The organism is Corynebacterium sp., from assembly GCF_030532715.1.
In the GTDB taxonomy this organism is placed as follows: domain Bacteria; phylum Actinomycetota; class Actinomycetes; order Mycobacteriales; family Mycobacteriaceae; genus Corynebacterium.
The window spans coordinates 67793-81116 of the sequence record NZ_JAUNKO010000007.1 but is presented as its reverse complement, the minus strand read 5'-3'; the positions used below and the strand labels follow the sequence as shown (position 1 = coordinate 81116).

13 protein-coding genes are annotated in these 13324 nt (G+C 61.3%); 1 reads left to right on the top strand and 12 read right to left on the bottom strand.

What is annotated here, in order from left to right:
• Positions 1-3: 3 nt before the first annotated feature.
• Positions 4-981 carry a dTDP-glucose 4,6-dehydratase gene (gene rfbB, locus Q4D83_RS11385; protein WP_303175426.1) on the bottom strand — a complete coding sequence of 326 codons (978 nt, stop codon included), beginning with the start codon at positions 979-981 and terminating at the stop codon, positions 4-6.
• A 129-nt stretch (positions 982-1110) separates the two neighbouring features.
• Between rfbB and Q4D83_RS11380 the strand changes: the two genes are divergently transcribed.
• Complete coding sequence (locus Q4D83_RS11380; protein WP_146324310.1) at positions 1111-1326, top strand: hypothetical protein; 216 nt, start codon at positions 1111-1113, stop codon at positions 1324-1326.
• Here Q4D83_RS11380 and Q4D83_RS11375 read toward each other — a convergent pair.
• The 11 genes from Q4D83_RS11375 to Q4D83_RS11325 all read right to left on the bottom strand — a co-directional run bounded on the left by Q4D83_RS11375 (position 1323) and on the right by Q4D83_RS11325 (position 13324).
• On the bottom strand, positions 1323-2102 hold the full coding sequence (locus Q4D83_RS11375; RefSeq protein WP_303175425.1) for a potassium channel family protein: 780 nt from the start codon (positions 2100-2102) through the stop codon (positions 1323-1325). The genes Q4D83_RS11380 and Q4D83_RS11375 overlap by 4 nt on opposite strands.
• 5 nt (positions 2103-2107) lie before the next feature.
• Positions 2108-2971 (bottom strand): c-type cytochrome biogenesis protein CcsB, encoded by an 864-nt coding sequence (gene ccsB, locus Q4D83_RS11370; protein WP_303175424.1) that lies wholly within the window; start codon positions 2969-2971, stop codon positions 2108-2110.
• A gap of 10 nt (positions 2972-2981) precedes the next feature.
• Positions 2982-4505 (bottom strand): cytochrome c biogenesis protein ResB, encoded by a 1524-nt coding sequence (locus Q4D83_RS11365; RefSeq protein WP_303175475.1) that lies wholly within the window; start codon positions 4503-4505, stop codon positions 2982-2984.
• Positions 4506-4553: 48 nt separating this feature from the next.
• Positions 4554-5333 carry a cytochrome c biogenesis CcdA family protein gene (locus Q4D83_RS11360; RefSeq protein ID WP_303175474.1) on the bottom strand — a complete coding sequence of 260 codons (780 nt, stop codon included), beginning with the start codon at positions 5331-5333 and terminating at the stop codon, positions 4554-4556.
• Positions 5330-5914 carry a TlpA disulfide reductase family protein gene (locus tag Q4D83_RS11355; RefSeq protein WP_303175423.1) on the bottom strand — a complete coding sequence of 195 codons (585 nt, stop codon included), beginning with the start codon at positions 5912-5914 and terminating at the stop codon, positions 5330-5332. The genes Q4D83_RS11360 and Q4D83_RS11355 overlap by 4 nt, the downstream gene beginning before the upstream one ends.
• A complete protein-coding gene (locus Q4D83_RS11350) occupies positions 5911-6522 on the bottom strand; it encodes a histidine phosphatase family protein (protein ID WP_303175422.1) in 612 nt (203 codons plus the stop codon). The genes Q4D83_RS11355 and Q4D83_RS11350 overlap by 4 nt, the downstream gene beginning before the upstream one ends.
• Complete coding sequence (gene hemL / locus Q4D83_RS11345; protein ID WP_303175421.1) at positions 6523-7833, bottom strand: glutamate-1-semialdehyde 2,1-aminomutase; 1311 nt, start codon at positions 7831-7833, stop codon at positions 6523-6525.
• 10 nt (positions 7834-7843) lie between these two features.
• A complete protein-coding gene (locus Q4D83_RS11340; protein WP_303175420.1) occupies positions 7844-9202 on the bottom strand; it encodes a protoporphyrinogen oxidase in 1359 nt (452 codons plus the stop codon).
• A 15-nt stretch (positions 9203-9217) separates the two neighbouring features.
• Complete coding sequence (gene hemE, locus Q4D83_RS11335; protein ID WP_303175419.1) at positions 9218-10288, bottom strand: uroporphyrinogen decarboxylase; 1071 nt, start codon at positions 10286-10288, stop codon at positions 9218-9220.
• A 98-nt stretch (positions 10289-10386) separates the two neighbouring features.
• On the bottom strand, positions 10387-12831 hold the full coding sequence (locus tag Q4D83_RS11330) for a cation-translocating P-type ATPase (RefSeq protein ID WP_303175418.1): 2445 nt from the start codon (positions 12829-12831) through the stop codon (positions 10387-10389).
• Positions 12824-13324, bottom strand: a complete 501-nt coding sequence (locus tag Q4D83_RS11325; protein ID WP_303175417.1) for a hypothetical protein — start codon at positions 13322-13324, stop codon at positions 12824-12826. Before Q4D83_RS11325 ends, Q4D83_RS11330 begins: the two co-directional genes overlap by 8 nt.

Below are 13324 nucleotides of genomic sequence, written 5' to 3'. Positions count from 1 at the left end.
AGTTTAGTGCAGGATGCGCTCGTGCTCGGCGTAGGTTTGTTCGGCGGCCGCGTGGCTCGCGCCCCACCACTGCGGATTGTTACGGTACCAATCCACCGTTTCCGCCAACCCTTCCTCGAACGTGCGTTGGGGTTTCCAGCCGAGCGCAAGGGTGCTCGCCGGGTCGATAGCGTATCGACGATCGTGCCCCGGACGGTCCGTCACATGCACCACGTCCCCGCCAATCAGCGCGCACAATTGCTCAACTACCTGCTTGTTGGTGCGTTCCCCGTCGGCGCCGATGAGGTAGGTGCGCCCGATCTCCCCGCGCTCGATGATGGCCCACACGGCGTCGTTATGGTCGTCCACGTGGATCCAATCACGGACGTTCGCGCCGTCGCCATACAGCCGCGCGGGTTTCCCGTGCAACAGGTTGATGATCTGCCGCGGGATGAACTTCTCGGGGTGTTGGCGCGGGCCATAGTTATTGGAGCAATTGCTGATGGTGGCTTGCAGGCCGTAGGAACGCACCCAGGCGTTCACCATGTGGTCGCTCGCGGCCTTCGATGCGGAATAGGGGCTCGACGGCCGATAGGGGGTAGCGGGGGTAAACCTTGCGGGGTCATCGAAAGCTAAATCACCATATACCTCATCTGTGGAAATATGATGAAAGCGCACGCCGTGTCGCGCACAAGATTTTATCAATTTTACAGTGCCTTCTACGTTTGTTCTTACAAACCTGAGTGGGTCCCTGAGCGAGTTATCATTGTGGCTCTCTGCCGCAAAATGGACCACAAGATCATTTTGCGCAACCAATGTATCAACGAGCCCTGAGCTGCATATATCACCTTCAACAAGCTTCACACCAGTTCCCTTAAGGTTTTCTGGGTTTGCTGCATAGGTCATCTTGTCAAGGACCGTGATTTCTAAATCGCGCCCCAGTGATCGGTGAACAAAATTGGAACCTATGAATCCGGCACCTCCGGTAACGAGCACTCGCATAGCGTCCATCGTACCGAGCTTTATTTCGCTGTTTCGAAATAGATCAGTTATGTACAAATAAAATTGGGACTGTTGATACGCGCAGTGGATAAGTAGACTTACTGCCACCGACAGAGAGAGGATCAGCACATGTCCAACACTGCACAAACACGCGTCACCGTGAACATGCCCGTTGAGTTAGTAGACATGATTGGTACCATCGCAAAGCGTGATGGTACGCACCGTACTGGTGCTTTGCTGCGGCTGCTGCGGATCGCTTCGTACGTGGATAATGCAGTTGCGGCAGGCTCAAATGTCATCATTAAAGATCAAGATGGTAAAGCCCGCATTGTCGATTTCGTTTAATCGCTGCGCTGTCTCAGCTGGGCTACCTCTTCACGTAAAGCTGCGGTTTCTCGCCGCAGTTTTTGCAATTCGTCAACGATAGCCACATCCATCGTATTTTCTTGTTCTTCAAACTCTTGTATTTGTCGCGCCAGCCAAGAAACAGCTGAAGCCGTCACAACACCAACTAAGGCAATCCCGCCAATCATGAGCAACCCGGCCGCGACGCGACCCTCCATGGTCACCGGCGCGATATCCCCATAACCCACAGTGGTGACGGTGACCACCGACCACCACAACGCATCCCAATAGGTATGCACCGCCGAGCCGGGCACGTTGCGCTCCGCCCCGTATAACGTGACCGATCCGATGAGCAGGATCAAACTGGTGGTCACCACGGTATACACCGCCACAGTCACATGGATGTTTGCGGCGGCAAAACGCTGGAACACCAGCAGGATACTCACCAATCGCAGGATGCGCAGCGGCCGGAACATCGGCAACGCCACGAGAAGTAGCTCGTGCGGGTGCCGGAAAAACCAACGCAACTTGCGTTCTGCGAGGAGCAGCCGCACTAAATAATCCGCCACAAACATGCCCCAAATGATCCATAGGCCGATTTCGGCAATGTGTGCGCTCCCCATGGCGAGCGAAGACCACACATAAAAGCCCAAAAATACTATGGAAAGCAGCAGCATTGGGCCTTCGGCGCGGCGTTCCCACCGTTCCTGCGCCGAAGCCTCCGCTGGGATATCCGGTAGGAATATCTCGCGGCACACCCGATGAAACTGAGACATGCGTCCTAGTTTAGTCCGGCATAGGAATGCAGACCCGATACCACCTGATTGATAAAGAAAAGGTTAAACACCATCGTCACAAACGCCGCCACATTAATCCACGCGGATTTTTCAGCCCGCCACCCCGTGGTGGAACGCGCGTGCAAATAGCCGGCGTACATAATCCACGTGACAAAAGAGACAGTTTCCTTAGGATCCCAACCCCAGAACCGACCCCACGCGGCTTCGGCCCACAGCGCGCCCAGCACAATGCCCAAGCCGAACACGGGCAGCGCCCAGATAGCGGCGCGGTAGGCGATCTTGTCCAACATGTCCGCGCTGGGCAGCGGTTTGGCAACCTTGCCAAAGAACCCGCGTTCCTCACCTTTCGGCTGGTGGACACGCAGAATATACGTCACCGACGCCATGCCGGACAGCAGCCCCACGCCGGCGCCGATGGATACCACGCTCACGTGGAACGGCAACCAGAAGGAACGCAGCGCCGGCACCACCGGTGCAGATTCGGAATACAGTGCGGTGCCGTTATAGAAGAGCAACGCCAGCACAGGGGTGAGAATCCACGGCCACAAGGTGCGCAGGTCTTTGCGCTGCACCACCGCTGCGGCGATCGCCATGGCGATCAACGTGGTTGCGGAAACATATTCGTAAAGGTTGCCCCAGGGGAATCGCCCGGCGGACATGCCACGCAGGACCACGGATACCGCATGGAAGGCCAAACCTAACCACACAAGTGTTTGCGCCATACCCGCGAATTTCTCGGATTCGCGGATGTAAAACACCAGGGACATCACCAAGGCGAAGGTGTACACCAGTACCGCCGTTTGATACGACAGGTCGGAGAAATTGGCGTACGTCTGGTTGATCAGCATATGGGAAAACCTACTCTTGTTCTTCCGGAAGTCCTAGCAGGGTGCGGTGGAATTTGTGGTACTCGTCTCCCCACCCCGCCCGATCGGTGCGTGCCAACCCTGCGGTAACCACGCGGGTACCCCCATCGACGGGGTACATGCGCACCCAGATGCGGCGGCGTTTCACGCTGAGCGAACCGATCACACCAACGAGCGTGACCAGCGCGGTGACCAGCACCCACCCCTGCGTAGGATCGTGACTCACCTGCAGGTTGGCAAACTCGTTCGCACCATCGAAACGAATTTCGGTGCCATCATCCAAGGTGATGGACTCCCCCACCGCCAAATTCACGCGCTCAAGTTTTTGCAATTGCCCGGAGTGCACCAATGCGGGATCCAAACTGAACAGCGACTGGCCACGCCCGGTGTCCAAGCCGGCGTCGCCCCGATAAACGTCGATAGCCACGGCGGGGTCGCGCATGGCGGGAAACGCGGACGCCAAAAGTTCACCGTTTTCGCCGGACCAGGAGGCAGTGGGGGCGAACAACCCCTGAATAGCCAATTGTTGCTCGCGGCGCTCCACCAGGTCTGGGTACATGCCAGCGGGCGGGTCGAAACGCATCACGCCGGAGGAAAGGAAAAAGGTGGGGTCATCGGGGCGGAATTGCACCATATGCGTGCGCTTTTCCCCGTTCGGCCAGGTGACAGTGAAACGAGGGGCGAAACCGTGCCCTTGCAGGTATACACGATCACCAGCGATGCGCAACGGGTGGTTGACCTGCAGCTGGTACGGCTTCCACGTGCTCGGGTCCGAAAACACGTCCTGGGTCCACGTGACGTTGGAGGTAAATTGCGCGGCCTGCCCCTGCGGCAAGTATTCGGCCGAGAAATCCTTCACGTCCACGCAAAACGGGTGCAATTGGGTACCGTCCACGAGGGCGCCGGCACGGAAGGAGTCAAAGTTCGCCACCGCAGTGTTGCAGAACTGCGAGTTTTCCGCACCCGCCACCACGATGACTTGACCTTCGTAGTACACGAGGCGGCCCCAGCCCACGGTGATGAGGATTCCCACCAACCCCAGGTGGAACACCAAATTAAACAGCTCCCGGGCGTAGCCCTTTTCCGCGCTTATCGACGCCGCGCCATCCCTGTCTTCCGCCGCGCTATAGGTGGCCACTTTCCACCCCTTCAGCAGGGCGGTCGCGCGTTCGGTAAGTTCCGGGATCGGGGTGTCGATCGTACCTTCGGCGTGCAATGGCAGCCTGTCCAGGCGGCGGGGGGCGCGCACCGGTGGGGTGTTCATGGCGCGATAGTGCTCCCAGGTACGGGGCAGAATGCAACCGATCAGGGACACGAACAGAAGAACATAGATGGCGGTAAACCAGGAGGAACTGAAGACATCGAACAATTGCAGCTGGTCGTAAATCTCGGCGGTTTTGCCGTTATTGGCTATGTATTCCGCCACCTTGGATTCATTGAGGGATCGCTGCGGAAGCAATGCGCCTGGGATTGCCCCCAGGGCCAGCAGGAACAGCAACACCAGCGCGGTGCGCATGCTGGTGAGCCAGCGCCATGCTTGCAGAATGTATCGCACACTTTCCTCCTAAATTGGTGTGGCGCCGTATTCGAGGGTCCATTGGCGTACCCACGAAATAAATACGGCCCACTGCCCCGTGGTCAACGCGATGCCGACGCAAATGAGTGCGACCCCGCCGATGCGTTGCAGCGTGCGGGAATGACGCGCCAGCCACCCCACCGTACCCATCGCCCCCGCGGAACCCACAGCCGCCAACACGAACGGAATGCCCAACCCCAAGCAATACGCCACGATCAGCGCCACCCCACGGGCCGCGGTCACCCCCTGTGTACCTGCGGAAATGGAGATAATCGCGGCGAGTGTTGGGCCGAGGCACGGCGTCCAACCGAGGGCAAACACCCCGCCGAGCAGCGGGGCGCCCAGCCAGGTAGTGACCAAGCGGGGGCGGAACCTACGTTCGGTTTGCAGCAGGGGGATGGCGCCGAGGAATACGAGGCCCATAAGGATCGTAATGACCCCACCCACGCGTTGCAGGATGTCCGCGTTCATGGTCAACGCGCGAATCGCCCCGAATACCGTTGCGGTGGCGAGCACGAACACCACGGTAAACCCAGTGACGAATAGCAGCGCGGCGCCGACGACGCGGCGCTTCCTGGTAACCCGCATGCGCGCGCCGTCGAAATCCACGGAGGCGCCGACAACGCTCGCCAAGTAAGACATGTAGCCCGGCACCAGCGGAATCACGCAGGGACTAGCAAAGGACACCACGCCGGCGAGCATGGCGGCACCCAGCCCGAACAATAACGGGCCGCTGCTTGCGAGTTGGGCGAAGTACTCCGCCACTATTGCTCCTCCACCAACGGTTTGGTCACTTCCAGCAGGTCCTTGGCGGTAACCTCCCGCAGGAACACCGCGGCCGGACGGTGCTGTTTGTCCAACACAATGGTGGTGGGGATCACCGAGGCGGGCACGCCACCCATCGCCGCCGCGGTCTTAAACGGCGGGTCGTACAAACTGGGGTACGTAATGCCATTGTCGTTGACAAAATCGCGGGCGGCATCCGCGTTGAAGTCGCGGACATTAATGCCCAGTACAGTGCCGTCGTCGCCGAGGGCTTCATGGACTTCCTGCAGATCGTCGGATTCGCTGCGGCACGGCGCGCACCACTGGCCCCAAGCGTTGATTACCACGACCTTGCCTGAGAAATCTTCCAGCTTGATAGTGTTGCCTGGGTCCGCAAGGCTTTCCCCGGAGAATTGCGCGATGGGTTTGCGCTCCTCAGGTGGGTAGGTGATTTCCGTTTTCCCACCGGGGGACACAAAGGTCCACGTGCCCCCGATGGCCACCGCGTCCTGGCCTGCGGTTTGGTCGGCGCTGCAACCGGCGAGGGAAAGCGCGGCGGCGGCAATAGCTGCTGCGATTCTCATTCGACCCTCCGTGCGGGTTCCGAATAGATCAACCGCTCGATATTCGTGCCGTTGAACACCACGGAGCTCACGCTAGCCAGTTCGCACTGCCGCGCGCCCGGATTGTGCGCTAAAGATTGCCCGCGCACGTGGCGTTGCACACACACGATGGGCAGCTGGTGGGTAATCAGAATCGCCTCACGGCCTTCCGCTTGCAAGCGGGCGCGCTTGACGGCCACCATGACGCGGCGGCGGATTTCCTCATAGGATTCACCCCAACTCGGTTTCGTGGGGTCCAGCATCAGCGGCCAGTATTTGGGGTTCCACAATTGGGAGCGCACTCCCCGCACGCGCAGGCCCTCGAATTGGTTTCCGGCTTCGAGGAGATCCGGGTCAAGCTGTACCTCTAAACCGGTGATTTCGCTGAAAGGTTCGGCGGTTTCCTGGGTCCGCTGTAGCGGGGAAGACGCGAGGTAGGCGACATCGTGACCATCGAACGAGCGGGCGGTAGCGGCGGCCTGGGAGCGCCCGCGCGCGGAAAGGTGGTAACCGGGGATTCGTCCGTAGAGAATCTTCTCCGGGTTATACACCTCGCCGTGGCGCACCAAATGAACGATTGTACGGACCATTTATTGCTCCTTTGCGGCGGCTTTGGCGGCGGGAACGAGAGCGGCTTCGATGCGTTCAAAGTCACTATCCGTGAGCGCGCTCGAAACGAACCAGGTTTCGAATACCGAGGGGGATACGAACACACCGTTATCCAACAGGCTATGGAAGAACGGGGCGAAACGGAAGGTTTCCGCCGCCTGCATGTCCGCAAAGTTGCGCCCCTCGCCCTCCGCGAAACGCACCGAAAGCATATTCGCCGCGCGCTGAATGTGGTGCGCCACCCCAACCTTTGTCAACGCCGCGCTCACCAAATCCGAAAGCGTATCCGCATGCCGGTCCACGGCGGCGTACACCTCGGGAGTTGCCAACCGCAACGAGGCCAGCCCTGCCGCCACCGCCACCGGGTTACCGGACAGCGTGCCCGCCTGGTACACCGGTCCCTGCGGGGCAAGATGCTCCATGATGTCGCGCCGCCCGCCAAACGCCGCCGCCGGCAGCCCACCGGAAATCACTTTGCCAAAGGTGGTGAGGTCCCCGGCAACACCGTCAATACCGAACCACCCGTTAATGGAGGTACGGAAACCCGTCATCACCTCATCGAGGATCAACAGCGCGCCGTGCGCGTGTGCGATTTCCTTGAGCGCGGCATTAAAACCGGGCACCGGGGCCACCGTGCCCATGTTGCCGGCGGCCGCCTCGGTAATAATCGCGGCAATGGAATCCGGGTGTTCGGCGAACACGGCACGCACCGCATCCAAATCGTTGTAGGGCACCACGATGGTGTCCTGCGCTGTGGCACCAGTGATCCCCGGAGAATCCGGCAGCGCATAGGTAGCCACCCCGGAACCCGCACTGACCAGCAACGAATCCACATGCCCGTGGTAGCAGCCGGCAAACTTCACGATCTTTGGTCGTCCCGTGAACCCGCGGGCGAGGCGCACGGCGGACATGGTCGCCTCCGTTCCGGAGTTCACTAGGCGAACCTCTTCCACACTGGTGCGCTGCACCACCAGCTCCGCCAATTCCACCTCGGCTTCGGTGGGGGCACCGTAGGACAGGCCGCGCGACGCGGCGTCGCGAACCGCCGCCACGATTTCGGGGTGCGCGTTGCCCATGAGCATCGGCCCCCACGAGCAAAATAGGTCTACGTACTCGTTGCCGTCAACGTCGAACAATCGGCTGCCTTCAGCGCGGGCGATAACCCGGGCTTGGCCGCCCACGGAGCCGAAAGCACGAACCGGCGAATTTACGCCGCCCGGGGTGACGGCCCGCGCCCGATTGAACACTTCGGCGGATTGGTGGGTATGTGCGGAGGTGGGGAAAGCAATCATGGGTCTCATTCTAGGTAGCGGATTCTGCGAGGCGGCGAGCGGCGGCTCGGGCGCCGGCGATGACGTTGGGTACCCCAACACCATCCACCCAGGCGCCCGCCACCTCCACGTTCGGCACCGTTGCAATCGCGGCACGCACCTCGGCCACGATGTCACCATGGCGCTCGTCATAGCGCGGCAGGCCACCGTACCAGGGTTGCACGTATATTTCGGAAAGGCCGGCGGCGCGACCGTCGAAACCCGTAACGGTGTACAGGTCGTCCAAGGCGGTATCCACGAGTTCGTCCTCTGCAACCTGCAGCATGGAGGTGTCCCCGAACCTACCGAAGGATACTCGCACCAACGCCCCGCCGCGCGCGCCGAGGTGGGGCCACTTGCGGGAGGAAAACGTAAACGCCTTCGCCCGCACGTCGGTGGCGTCCGCCGCCACCAGCACCCCGGAGTTTTCCGGCAAGCCGGCGTCGGAATCGAACTTCAGGCCCACCACCACCGAGCTGGCCAGCTCCACCTGCTTCGCGGCTGTCGCCGCCGCCGGCGCGACCTCCTGCAACAGCACCGCAGCCGTGGGGGCGGGGGTGGCTACCAAGATGCGGTCATAGTCCTGCAAGTAGGTCTTGAGCGATGATACGAACGCGTCAATATGGATCGCGGCACCGGATTGCTCCGCGAGCGCTTCGTACAATTGCGCGTACCCACCGTCGAACGCGCCGAACACTGCCTTGCCACTAGGCTTCGGGCGGGCCGCCAACAGCTTGCCCACCGCCGCCGACAGCGTCACCGGCTCCCCGGCGGTAGCCAACGCATCCAAGGCTTGCGCCAAGTGGGGCACCGTGGCCCGCACACCCAAATCGTCGGCGAGGCAGGAATACACGCCACCCAGGAGGGCGGACACAAGGCGATCGGTGACTTCCTGGCCGTAACGGCTGGTCACCAACTCCCCAAGGCTGGTATCCCCGCCGACCTGCCAGTCGATGGGGTCGGTGGTGGGCTCGGCGTCGATACGCGCCTTCGTGTCTGCGCTCACGAGGTCGCCCACGGCGGCTGCGGAGGCCGGCACGCCCATCACCGTGGCGTGCGGCATGGGGTGCAGCTGCCCGCCCGCGTAAATCAGCGACGTCAACCCCGAAGGCTGCCGAATGTGCTCCGCCAAGCCCAACCCGGCGAAAAAGTCCACGGCATCTTTGCGCACCGCCAGAAACGCCTCGGCGCCCATGTCGGTGGGGCCATCCTCAAACGCCACGGTGCGCAACTTTCCGCCAATGCGGTCCGTAGCCTCAAACACATCGATGACGGCCTCGGGGTCTTGGGCACGAATCTCGTAGGCGGCGACCAGCCCGGCCAAACCTGCGCCGATGATGGCATATCGCATGGGTAGCTCCTCGCATTAAGAAGAATGAATGACGGACACGGCGTCCGTAATGGCCTGCGGATCTGTGTGCGGAAGAACCCCGTGGCCCAGGTTAAAGATATGCCCTCGCGCATCGCCCGCCGCAATCGCGTCCTCCGCCTCGCGCCGAATGCGACTCACTTCTCGGGCGATCACAGCGCTTCCCGCAAACAACACCGCTGGGTCAAGGTTGCCCTGCAGCACCTTCGGCCCCGAATACTCCGCAATTCTCGACGCCGCGCTATCCAACGGCACGCGCCAATCCACGCCCATTACCTCCGACCCGGCCTGGCTCATCGCACCCAATAGCTCCCCGGTGCCCACGCCGAAGTGAATACGCGGCACGTCGCTCACCGCCGCAAAGATTTCGGTGGAGTACGGCAACACGAGCTCCCGGTAATCCCGCTCGCTGAGGAAGCCCGCCCAGGAATCGAACAATTGCAGCGCGTCGATGCCCGCGTCGATCTGCACGCGCAGGAAGCGCACAATGGTGGGCACAAGGCGCTCCATGAGTCGGTGCCAAGCCTGCGGCTCCGCATGCATCATCGCCTTGGTCACTTCGTGGTTTTTGCTGGGGCCGCCCTCAATGAGGTAGCTCGCTAGCGTAAACGGGGCGCCGGCGAAACCGATGAGTGCCTGCTGGGAGGTGAGCTCGCCAAGGATGAGCCCGATGGCTTCCGCTACTTGCGTCACCTCCGATTCCAGGATCGGCAGGTTTTCCACGTCTGCGAGGGAGCGAATAGGGTTGGCCACCACGGGGCCGCGGCCCGGCACAATATCAAGGTCCACGCCAGCGACTTTTAAGGGGACCACAATATCCGAAAACAGGATGGCGGCATCCACGTCGTGCCGGCGGACCGGTTGCATGGTGATCTCCGCGACCAGCTCCGGCATCAAGCAAGAATCCAGCATGGGGATGCCTTCGCGCACCCGCCGGTATTCCGGCAGCGATCTCCCAGCTTGCCGCATAAACCACACAGGTGTGCGGGATGGGGTACGCCCAGCGGCGGCGTCCAATAGCGGGGCGTCGGTCAAGCTACGGCGAGAACTTTGAGATGCGCTGGTCATGCGGTAAATCATGCCGCATTTTCTAAGGCACGGCAAAGCAAGTCCACCCTATCTTCCAACCATTAGGAGGGTGACCAGCTCAAACTAAAGTTGGATGCCTAGGCGTGGCGTGCGCGGTTGGAACGGTATTCGATTAACAACGACGATCCAATCATCATCATGGTCGCCGCCATCGGGTGCACCAAGCCCGCCGCAGACAACACCATGGCAACCCCGTTGTACGCCCACGACAGCACAATATTCTGATCCGCCAACGCCGAAACCTTACGGGCGATCTTGAGCATGTCCACCACGCCGGACACGTCCTCCCGCAGTAACACCACGTCCGCCTCCGGGAAGTCCAACGTGTCCGCACCCACCAGCACGCCCACATCCGCAACCCGCAAACTGGAGAGCACCGTGGAATCCCCAATCAAGGCCACCGTGGCACCGCGGGCGTGCACGCTGCGCACGGTCGCCTCCTTGCGGGCTGGACCAATACCCGCCAACACGCGCGAAATACCCAGATTGTCTGCGAACCTGCGCGCCACCGGGTACGTATCGCGGGTGAGCATCACCGTTTCCACGCCCATGCCCTCCAGCTCGGCGATGGCGTTGACGGCGTCGTCTTTCACCTTGTCCAGCAGCGTGATGACGCCGCGAGGCCGGCCGCGCCAACTCACCACCAGCGGAGTGCCGCCCGTCACTGCGGCATTCGCCAGACGACCATTCAAATCCGACAACTCCCGCGGCCGCCACAGCGTAGCGGTGCAGGTGCGCAACTCATTGCCCGCAGGAATTTCCACCATACCGCTGAAACTGCCATCCTCCGACATGGTCAGGTGGGTTACCTCAATCCAATGGGGAATGTCGCCGCCGGTGCCGGCGTCGCGAGCCTCGCGGGCCGCACGCACCAATGCCCGCGACGACGGGTGGTCACTCTCGATCGCCAACGCGCCCGCCACGCGCAACACCAACTCTGGGTTCTCCCCCATGGCGGCGGTGACGGTCTCCACTTTCATCTCACCCTGGGATAACGTGCCCAGCCGGTTAAAAATAATAGTGGTGATGCCGTCAATATCGCGGAGTTTTTCCATGCTGCGAATCAAAATTCCCTGCCGCGCGGCGGACTCCAATCCGTGGCGCATTGCCAACGGCGTGGACAGCGCCAATGCCACGGGCGCCACGCACGCCAAAATAGCCAACGACGTAGCAAAAGCGGCGCTGAGGTTACCACCGATCAGCCACCACAAGCCGAAGTTCGCGCACGCCGCCGTCAACGCCCACGGCACCAGCAGCGACGCGCTGCGCGTAGCCAATTGGGCCGAACGATTCTGATAGCGCGACGATTCCAACACCCACCGCCGCACCGCAGCATGCCGCGTGCGGGAACCCGTCCGCTGCACTCGGATTTTCAACGGGCCACCCCGGTTCACGCTGCCCGCGTACACCTGGGAATGCACCTTCACCTTGGTAATGCCGCTGCCAATAATGCCGCTTTGCACCTCGGCGGCGCCACCCACCACCTGACCATCCGAAGGGATCACACCGTTGGTGGGCACGATGATGTCATCGCCGACGCGGATCTCATGCACCGGAATAATCTTCTTCATCGGCTTGCCCGTGCGCGGGTCCTTGCGCACCACCGTAACGTCCGCGAGGTGGCCTAGCTTCGTGACGTCGAGAAGGCTGGCCTGCGTACGCCTGCCCAGCACCCGGCCAAGCAACAGCAACACGGTAATACCGCAGGCCACGTCGAAGAAAATCTCCCCGTTACCAATCACATCGCGCTTAGACACGAACCACTGGCTGGTGGCGTGGTAGCCAATATTGCCCGCCGGCGTCCACACCAACATAATCGCCGACCAAATATACGCCGCCGAAATGGCCACCGAGCTCGCCGAATCAAGCGCCGACAACCCACGGCGCAAACCCGCTGCCATGGCACGGTGAAACGGCCACGCGCCCCACGTCACCACCGGCGTGGACAAAAACAAACACAGCCACTGCCAATAATCGAATTGCAAGCTGGCGAAAAAGCTCAGCAGCAGCACCGGCAGCGCCAACACCAAACTTACAATCAACCGCGTGCGGGTAATCAGGCTGCGGGCCGTGAACAACACATCCGTGTCATCCTCACGGGTCCGCGTCCGGGTCTCCTCCCGCTCCGGTTCGCTGTGGCGATACTTCTGGGTGCGGCGCACCTCCAGCCGCTGGGCACGGCGATGCAGAGAAGACTGCGTCAACTCCGCGCGCACCCCATGCTCCGCGAACACCGCGATGATTTCGCTTGGCTGCAACGAATCCGGGGCGGAAACCCACGCGGTTTTCGAAGGGTAAATGATCGTGACCTGGATACCCTCGATGTCGCGCAAGGATTGCTCAATTTCCCGCACGTGCAGCACGGACTCCAAGCCCTCCAGCTCAAACGCAAACGCCGTGAGCGGCCCCTTTGGGCTCACATAGTTGCCGCTCAACCCGGCGCGAACCGCGGCAGCCTTCGCCTCCTGGATGGCTAACTCGGCGCGGCGTGCGGACTCATGAAGCTCTTGGGTATCAACCATGGCTTTCCCCAGTCCAGTGAAGGGATTCCTTTCGTGTAATCAGATATACCGCAAGAATCGCCAACACGCTCACCCCGATTTGCACGCAGCCATCCACAATCACCCACGCCACATGCGCCGTGGTTTCCGGCGGCACAAACACCGTGATCAGCCGCACACCCAAATACACCCCGAAGAACAACAACGCACGGCGAGCAAACGCCGCAAACGAACCACCGCGACTCAACACAAGCGCCATCCACAACACCACCCCCATGATCGCAATGGCGAACACTGCCACCGAAGCAACCGAGGCGTACACCAGCACGGATATCGTGTCCTGGGTCAGCGGCATCTGTGAATCTGCGGCGTATTCCCGCATCTGCCGCACCAAAAGCTCCGGCGCCAACGCCACCTGCACCGCCGACAACACCTGATGGACAATCTCCAACCCAACTACCCACAGCCACAAATGTGACGCCAAAAGAATAGATTCGGGCTTTTCGGCAGCCAT

Bases quoted from the DNA above. Each gene is read 5' to 3' on its own strand.
- hemE (WP_303175419.1), bottom strand. From the start codon at position 10,288: ATGACCAGCGCATCTCAAAGTTCTCGCCGTAGCTTGACCGACGCCCCG.
- Q4D83_RS11340 (WP_303175420.1), bottom strand. From the start codon at position 9,202: ATGCGATATGCCATCATCGGCGCAGGTTTGGCCGGGCTGGTCGCCGCC.
- Q4D83_RS11350 (WP_303175422.1), bottom strand. From the start codon at position 6,522: ATGGTCCGTACAATCGTTCATTTGGTGCGCCACGGCGAGGTGTATAAC.
- rfbB (WP_303175426.1), bottom strand. From the start codon at position 981: ATGCGAGTGCTCGTTACCGGAGGTGCCGGATTCATAGGTTCCAATTTT.
- ccsB (WP_303175424.1), bottom strand. From the start codon at position 2,971: ATGCTGATCAACCAGACGTACGCCAATTTCTCCGACCTGTCGTATCAA.
- Q4D83_RS11325 (WP_303175417.1), bottom strand. From the start codon at position 13,324: ATGGCTGCCGAAAAGCCCGAATCTATTCTTTTGGCGTCACATTTGTGG.
- Q4D83_RS11380 (WP_146324310.1), top strand. From the start codon at position 1,111: ATGTCCAACACTGCACAAACACGCGTCACCGTGAACATGCCCGTTGAG.
- Q4D83_RS11355 (WP_303175423.1), bottom strand. From the start codon at position 5,914: ATGAGAATCGCAGCAGCTATTGCCGCCGCCGCGCTTTCCCTCGCCGGT.
- hemL (WP_303175421.1), bottom strand. From the start codon at position 7,833: ATGATTGCTTTCCCCACCTCCGCACATACCCACCAATCCGCCGAAGTG.
- Q4D83_RS11375 (WP_303175425.1), bottom strand. From the start codon at position 2,102: ATGTCTCAGTTTCATCGGGTGTGCCGCGAGATATTCCTACCGGATATC.
- Q4D83_RS11330 (WP_303175418.1), bottom strand. From the start codon at position 12,831: ATGGTTGATACCCAAGAGCTTCATGAGTCCGCACGCCGCGCCGAGTTA.
- Q4D83_RS11365 (WP_303175475.1), bottom strand. From the start codon at position 4,505: ATGCGCACCGCGCTGGTGTTGCTGTTCCTGCTGGCCCTGGGGGCAATC.